The sequence below is a fragment of the Streptomyces sp. NPDC048001 genome (assembly GCF_043203115.1).
Classification (GTDB): Bacteria; Actinomycetota; Actinomycetes; order Streptomycetales; family Streptomycetaceae; genus Streptomyces; species Streptomyces sanyensis.
In genome coordinates this window covers 298,107-304,519 of record NZ_JBIDBN010000011.1, presented here as the reverse complement: position 1 = coordinate 304,519, position 6,413 = coordinate 298,107, and the positions used below count along the sequence as shown (strand labels likewise).

The window sequence follows — 6,413 nt, the reverse complement described above, 5'->3', positions numbered from 1 at the left end:
TCGGCCTTCCGGCGGCTCCGACTCTATCAGACCCTTTCGGCTCCGATTCCCCGTCAGAAGGGGGTGTCCTCCCGGCCGTTGAGCCGTTCCGACGTGGTGAGACCTTAGCGGATTCACCGGCTTCGACGCTAATCGAGCCGACCGGTCCGACGAATCGAACACGGCATCCCCATTTCGCAAGAACACACGGAAATGCGGGCGACGAATAGTGTCGCTCGTTCTGGGTGGTTCGTACGGAATGACTGCCCGGGGCCGACCGGAGTCGGTTCTCACGTCGGGCAACCCGGAGAACACTACGGAGGGGGGTTCCCGGTGTCAACCCCCGGCCGGGGCTCCCGGTGGGGGTAGTCTCGGCGGCATGACCACGCGTATGTGCCTCTCCTTCTGGTGGGCCGCCTGACGGCGGCCGGCACCCCTGCGCATGTACTCGACGGCCGCCGCTCCGGCGGCCGTTCGCGTTTCCCCTTCTCCGGGGCACGGCCCGCCGGACGCGGCGGCCCCGACCTGGCGGCCGCTCCCGCCGCGGCGGACACCGCGGCCGGACCGGTCCGGAGACGGAGCAACGGGATGAAGCGGATCTTCAGCGGGATCAAGCCCACCGGGCACCTCACCCTGGGGAACTACCTCGGCGCCGTGCGGCGGTGGGTCGAGGAGGAGCAGTACCGGACGGACGCGCTGTTCAGCGTGGTCGACCTGCACGCCCTCACCGTGCACCACGACCCCGCACGGGTGCGCAGGCTCACCCTGCAGGCGGCGACGCTGCTGCTCGCCGCCGGGCTGGACCCGGCCCGGTGCACGGTGTTCGTCCAGAGCCATGTGGACGAACACACCCGGCTGTCCTACCTGCTGGAGTGCACGGCCGCGGACGGCGAGCTGCGGCGGATGATCCAGTACCGGGAGAAGGCCTCCCGGGCGGAGGCGGCGGGGCAGGGCGTGCGGCTGTCGCTGCTGACCTATCCGGTCCTCATGGCGGCGGACATCCTGGCGTACGGCGCGGACGAGGTGCCGGTGGGCGAGGACCAGACCCAGCACGTCGAGCTGGCCCGGGACCTGGCGGTCCGCTTCAACGGGCGGTACGGGCACACCTTCACCGTGCCGCGGGCGACGCAGCCGAGGGTCGGGGCACGGGTGATGGACCTCCGGGACCCGGCGTCCAAGATGGGGAAGTCGCACGAGTCCACGGCGGGGATCGTCTACCTGCTCGACGACGCCGACACGGTCCGGCGCAAGGTGGGGAGGGCGGTCACCGACAGCGGCTCCGGGGTCGTGTACGACCGGGCGGAGCGGCCGGGCCCGGCGAACCTGCTCGACCTGCTGGCCGCGTGCGGGGGCGGCGACCCGCGGGACCTGGCCGGGGGGTACGCCTCGTACGGGGCGCTGAAGAAGGACGCGGCCGAGGCGGTGGTGGAGCTGCTGGCTCCGGTCCGCGAGCGGCACGCCGAGCTGGCCGCGGACCCGGCCTACGTCGGCGGGGTGCTCCGGGAGGGTGCCGAGCGCGCGCGGGCGATGGCCCGGCCCCGGGTGGACACCGCCTACCGCGCGATCGGGCTGCTGCCGCCGGCCTGAGGAGGGCGTCCGGGTGCGCTGCCGAAGGCGGCCCGGTAGTCGCGCGGGCTGACGGCGAGGTGGGAGGCGAAGTGCTGGCGCATGGTGACCTCGCTGCCGAAGCCCGCGCGGCGCGCCACCTCGGGCATGGGCAGGTCGGTGCGTTCGAGCAGTCCCTGGGCGGCGGCCACCCGCTGCTCCAGGAGCCAGCGGACCGGGGTGGTACCGGTGGTGGCGGTGAAGTGGCGGGTGAAGGTCCGGGGGGACATGCCCGCCCAGCCGGCCAGGTCGGCCACGGTCAGGGGCTCGGCGAGCTGCCGCAGGGCGCGTTCCCGGACGGCGGCGAGGGCGTCCGCGTCGCGGTCCGCCGCGGGGGTGGGGCGCCGGATGAACTGGGCCTGGGTGCCGGTCCGGAAGGGGGCGGTGACCATGGACCGGGCGGTGTGCGCCGCGGCCTCCGCACCGTGGGTGGTGCGCAGGAGGTGGAGGCAGAGGTCGATGCCGGCCGCCACGCCGGCGGAGGTCCAGATCCCCGAGTCCTCCACGAACAGGGCGTCGGGCTCCACCCGGACCGCGGGGTGCTCGCGGCCGAGGCGGTCGGCCAGGTTCCAGTGGGTGACCGCGCGGCGGCCGTCGAGGAGTCCGGCCCGGGCGAGGACGAACGCCCCGGCGCACAGCGCGGCGACGGGCGTGCCCGCGGCGTGGGCGCGGCGCAGGGCGTCGAGGGCGGGCGGGGGTGTGGGGGCGGAGGGTTCCTCCACGCCGGGGACCAGGACGAGGTCGGCGCGGTCGAGCCAGCGCAGGGTCCGGTCGGGGGTGAGGGCGAGGCCGCCGCTCAGGGGGATGGGGGCGGGGTCGGCGGCGACCCGGCGCAGGTCGAAGGCGGGGGTGCCGTCGAGGGCGCGGCCGCCGCCCCAGACCTCGGTGATCACCGCGATGTCGAAGGCCCGGACACCGGGGAAGGCGAGCAGCGCGACGCGGTACATGCGCCGAGTGTGCCAGTGCCGTGGCCTCCGGCGGGCTCCGGGGACCCGCCGGGCGGGGTGGCGGTATCCCATCGATGCCCGGCATCACGGCCACTGTTCGCGGGGCGCGGCCACCGGCACGATTCGGGGCATGGAGATCGAACAGAACGCAGCGCTGGTGGTCGTGGACGTGCAGAAGGGCTTCGAGGAGGAGTACGCGGGGTACTGGGGGCGGCGCGACAACCCGGAGGCGGAGGGGAACATCGCCTCCCTGATCGACGCCTGGCAGGCGTCGGGCCGGCCGGTGGTCCTCGTCCGGCACGACTCCCGCTCCAAGGAGTCCCCGCTGCACCCCGGGAGTCCCGGGAACGCCTTCCAGGAGTGCGTGGAGCGGCGCAGGGGGCTCGGGAGCGGACCGGAGCTGGTGGTGTCGAAGTCCGTGAACTCGGCCTTCTACGGCACTCCGGACCTGGACGGGTGGCTGCGTCGGGCGGGGGTGCGCCAGATCGTGGTGGCCGGGATCCAGACGAACATGTGCAACGAGACCACGGCCCGGATGGGCGGGAACCTGGGCTACGAGGTGTTCTTCCCGATCGACGCCATGCACACCTTCGACCTGGCGGGGCCGTTCGGCTGGACGGCCACGGCGCAGGAGCTGACCCGGGCGACCGCGGTGAACCTCCACGGCGGCGGGTTCGCCCGGGTGGTGGCGACGCGGGAGCTGCTGGCGGCGGCCGGGGCCCGCTGACCCCGGCCGCGGGCGGGGTCAGCCGTTGCCGGAGGCGAGGGCGCGGCTGCGGTCCCTGGCGGCTTCCAGGGCGGCGATCAGGGCGGCGCGCACCCCGTGGTTCTCGAGTTCGCGGATGGCGCTGATGGTGGTGCCCGCGGGCGAGGTGACGGCCTCCCGGAGCTTGACGGGGTGCTCGCCGCTGTCGCGCAGCATGACGGCGGCGCCGATGGCGGCCTGGACGATGAGGTCGTGGGCCTGGGCGCGGGGCAGGCCGAGGAGGATGCCCGCGTCGGTCATGGCCTCCACGAGGAAGTAGAAGTAGGCGGGGCCGGACCCGGAGAGGGCGGTGGCGGCGTCCTGCTGCGACTCGGGGACCCGCAGGGTCTTGCCGACGCCGCCGAAGATCTCCTCGGTGTGGGCGACGTGCGCGGGGGTGGCGTGGCTGCCCGCGGAGATCACCGACATGCCTTCGTCCACGAGGACGGGGGTGTTGGGCATGACGCGCACGACGGGGGTGCCGGCGGCGAGGCGTTCCTCGATGAAGGCGGTGGTGATGCCGGCGGCGGCGCTCACGACGAGGCGGTCGGAGGCGGTGTGGGGGGCGAGTTCGTCGAGGAGCTTGCCCATGTCCTGGGGCTTGACGGCCAGGATCAGGGTGTCGGCGCGCTTGGCCGCCTCCGCGTTGGTGACGGGCTCGACGCCGTAGCGGTTGCGGAGTTCCTCGGCGCGGTCGGAGCGGCGGGTGGTGACCAGGAGGTCGGCGGACCGCCAGCCGGCCCGGATCATGCCGCTGAGCAGGGCCTCGCCGATCTTGCCCGTGCCGAGGACTGCGACTGTCTGGGTCATGGCTTCGTTCACCTCGCCGGTCGGGATGCGTGCGGTGACATCCTCGCACCGGGGGCCGCCCGTCCGCGGACCCGTCCGCTGGGCGGGCAGGTGCGGTGCCGGCCGGAGGGGGAGGCCCCGGGGCGGGCGGTCAGGCGGTGCGGCGGCGCAGGGTGGCGGCTCCGAGCACCAGGACGAGGAGGGCGCAGCCGCCGACGACGAGCGCGTCGCGGACGAAGTCGCCGGTGGGGTCGGCGTACGCCCGGACCTCGTTCATCGCGTCCACGGCGTAGGACATGGGGAGCACGTTCGAGACGGCCTCCAGCACCGGCTGCATGGTGTCGCGGGGGGCGAAGAGGCCGCAGAGCAGCAGCTGGGGGAAGATCACCGCGGGCATGAACTGCACGGCCTGGAACTCGGAGGAGGCGAAGGCCGAGACGAACAGGCCGAGTGCGGTGCCGAGCAGGGCGTCCAGCAGGGCGACGAGCAGCAGCAGCCAGGGCGAGCCGACGACGTCGAGGCCGAGGCCCCACAGGGCGAGTGCGGTGGCGAGCACGGACTGCACGGTGGCGACGAGGCCGAAGGCGAGGGCGTACCCGGCGATGAGGTCGCCCTTGCCGAGGGGCATGGCGAGCAGCCGCTCCAGGGTGCCGGAGGTGCGTTCGCGCAGGGTGGCGATCGAGGTCACCAGGAACATGGTGATCAGCGGGAAGATCCCGAGCAGCGAGGCGCCGATGCCGTCGAAGGTGGCGGGGTCGGCGTCGAAGACGTAGCGGAGCAGGAAGAGCATCACGCAGGGCACCAGGAGCATCAGCGCGATCGAGCGGGGGTCGTGGCGGAGCTGGCGCAGTACGCGGGCGGCGGTGGCGAGGGTGCGGGCGGTGCTCATCGGGTGTCCTTCCGGGGTGCGTCGGGTGCGTCGGCGGGGGCCGGGAGCCCGTCGCGGGGGGTGTCGGCGCGGGCGCTCCCGCGGGCGTCGGCCGCGTCGACGAGGTGGAGGAAGGCGGCCTCGACGGTCTCGGAGCCGGTACTGCGCCGCAGCTCCTCGGGGGTCTCCTCGGCGAGGACGACTCCCTCGCGCATCAGGATCAGGTGGTGGCAGCGCTCGGCCTCGTCCATCACGTGGGAGGAGACCAGCAGTGTGGTGCCGCGCTCGGCGGCCAGGCGGTGGAAGAGGTCCCAGAGGTCGCGGCGGAGCACCGGGTCGAGGCCGACGGTGGGTTCGTCGAGGACGAGCAGTTCGGGGGTGCCGAGCAGGGCGACGGCCAGGGAGACGCGGCTGCGCTGGCCTCCGGAGAGGCGGCCGGCGAGGACGTCGGTGTGCGAGGTCAGGGCGACGTCGGCCAGGACGCGGGCGACGGCCTCGCGGCGTTCCTCGCGGGCGGCGCGGCCCGGCGTCAGGACGGCCGCGAAGTAGTCGAGGTTCTGGCGGACGGTGAGGTCGTCGTAGACCGAGGGGGCCTGGGTGACATAGCCGATGCGGGAGCGGAGAGCGGAGTCCCCGGCGGGTCGTCCCAGGACCCGGAGGGTGCCCTCGACCCTGGCCTGGGTGCCGACGACGGAGCGCATCAGCGTGGTCTTGCCGCAGCCGGAGGGGCCGAGGAGTCCGGTGATGCGGCCGGTGCGTACGGAGAAGTCCAGGTCGCGCAGGACGGTGCGGCCCCCTCGGACGACGGTGAGGCCCCGGGCCTGCACGGCCGCCGCATCGGATTTATTCATCATGCGATGAACAATGGTCCCGCCGCGCCCGGGCCGTCAAGGATCGGGGCGGGCGGGGCGGCCCGGTGCTACCGGCGGCCGGAGCCGCGCCCGCGCCGGGGGGCGCGGGCCGCCGGGTTGCCCGAGCGGGTGGTCCGGCGCTTCTCGAAGCGGCGCAGCGCCGCCTCGTACTCGGCCCGGTGCAGCCGCTCCCCGGGCGCCTCGGTGAAGCAGCGGAGGGCGTAGGCGAGCAGGGAGCCGAGGAAGCCGATCGCCTTCAGGCTGCGCAGGGCGTCCTCGGAGGCGGCGCCGGACGGCCTGCGGGAGAAGCCCTCCCAGGTCTTGCGGAAGGCGATCGCGCTGCACACGGCGAACATCACCACCACGATCGTGTTGACGAAGCCGCCGACCTGGGCGATGGACAGGCCCTGGTAGGCGAGGCGCAGCACCAGGGCCGCGGCGGCGGCGGTGACCAGGGCGCCCGCGCCGACGGCGGCCCGCCGCAGCCCGTAGCCCCCGTCGTGCTCGACCCAGGTGGTGCCGAAGAAGCGCAGGGGTTCGGGGCGCGGGCCGGAGCCGCCGTCGGTGCCGGTGTCCGCGTCGGGGGTGGGGTGGGGATGCTCGCTCACGGGGTCGATTATCCCCGGACG

7 protein-coding genes are annotated in these 6,413 nt (G+C 74.3%); 2 read left to right on the top strand and 5 right to left on the bottom strand.

Annotated elements, in window-relative coordinates; all coding sequences use genetic code 11:
• Nucleotides 1–567: 567 nt before the first annotated feature.
• Entirely contained in the window at nucleotides 568–1,566 is a 999-nt protein-coding gene (trpS, locus tag ACGF15_RS22090) for a tryptophan--tRNA ligase (protein ID WP_345614238.1), read from the top strand.
• Here trpS and ACGF15_RS22085 read toward each other — a convergent pair.
• Entirely contained in the window at nucleotides 1,533–2,531 is a 999-nt protein-coding gene (locus ACGF15_RS22085; protein WP_345614239.1) for a helix-turn-helix domain-containing protein, read from the bottom strand. The genes trpS and ACGF15_RS22085 overlap by 34 nt on opposite strands.
• 130 nt (nucleotides 2,532–2,661) lie before the next feature.
• Here ACGF15_RS22085 and ACGF15_RS22080 point away from each other — a divergent pair, with 130 nt between their 5' ends.
• Nucleotides 2,662–3,258: a cysteine hydrolase family protein gene (locus ACGF15_RS22080; RefSeq protein ID WP_345614240.1), complete on the top strand. Its 597-nt coding sequence runs from the start codon at nucleotides 2,662–2,664 to the stop codon at nucleotides 3,256–3,258.
• 18 nt (nucleotides 3,259–3,276) lie between these two features.
• Here ACGF15_RS22080 and proC read toward each other — a convergent pair whose 3' ends face one another.
• From proC to ACGF15_RS22060, 4 genes are all read right to left on the bottom strand, one after another.
• A complete protein-coding gene (gene proC, locus ACGF15_RS22075) occupies nucleotides 3,277–4,086 on the bottom strand; it encodes a pyrroline-5-carboxylate reductase (protein WP_256527316.1) in 810 nt (269 codons plus the stop codon).
• A 130-nt stretch (nucleotides 4,087–4,216) separates the two neighbouring features.
• Nucleotides 4,217–4,954, bottom strand: a complete 738-nt coding sequence (locus tag ACGF15_RS22070; RefSeq protein ID WP_345614241.1) for an ABC transporter permease — start codon at nucleotides 4,952–4,954, stop codon at nucleotides 4,217–4,219.
• The gene (locus ACGF15_RS22065; RefSeq protein ID WP_392801230.1) at nucleotides 4,951–5,787 is read right to left on the bottom strand and encodes an ABC transporter ATP-binding protein; all 837 of its coding nucleotides are present in this window, start codon (nucleotides 5,785–5,787) and stop codon (nucleotides 4,951–4,953) included. The genes ACGF15_RS22070 and ACGF15_RS22065 overlap by 4 nt, the downstream gene beginning before the upstream one ends.
• A gap of 65 nt (nucleotides 5,788–5,852) precedes the next feature.
• Nucleotides 5,853–6,401: a hypothetical protein gene (locus tag ACGF15_RS22060; RefSeq protein WP_376426559.1), complete on the bottom strand. Its 549-nt coding sequence runs from the start codon at nucleotides 6,399–6,401 to the stop codon at nucleotides 5,853–5,855.
• Nucleotides 6,402–6,413 lie beyond the last annotated feature (12 nt).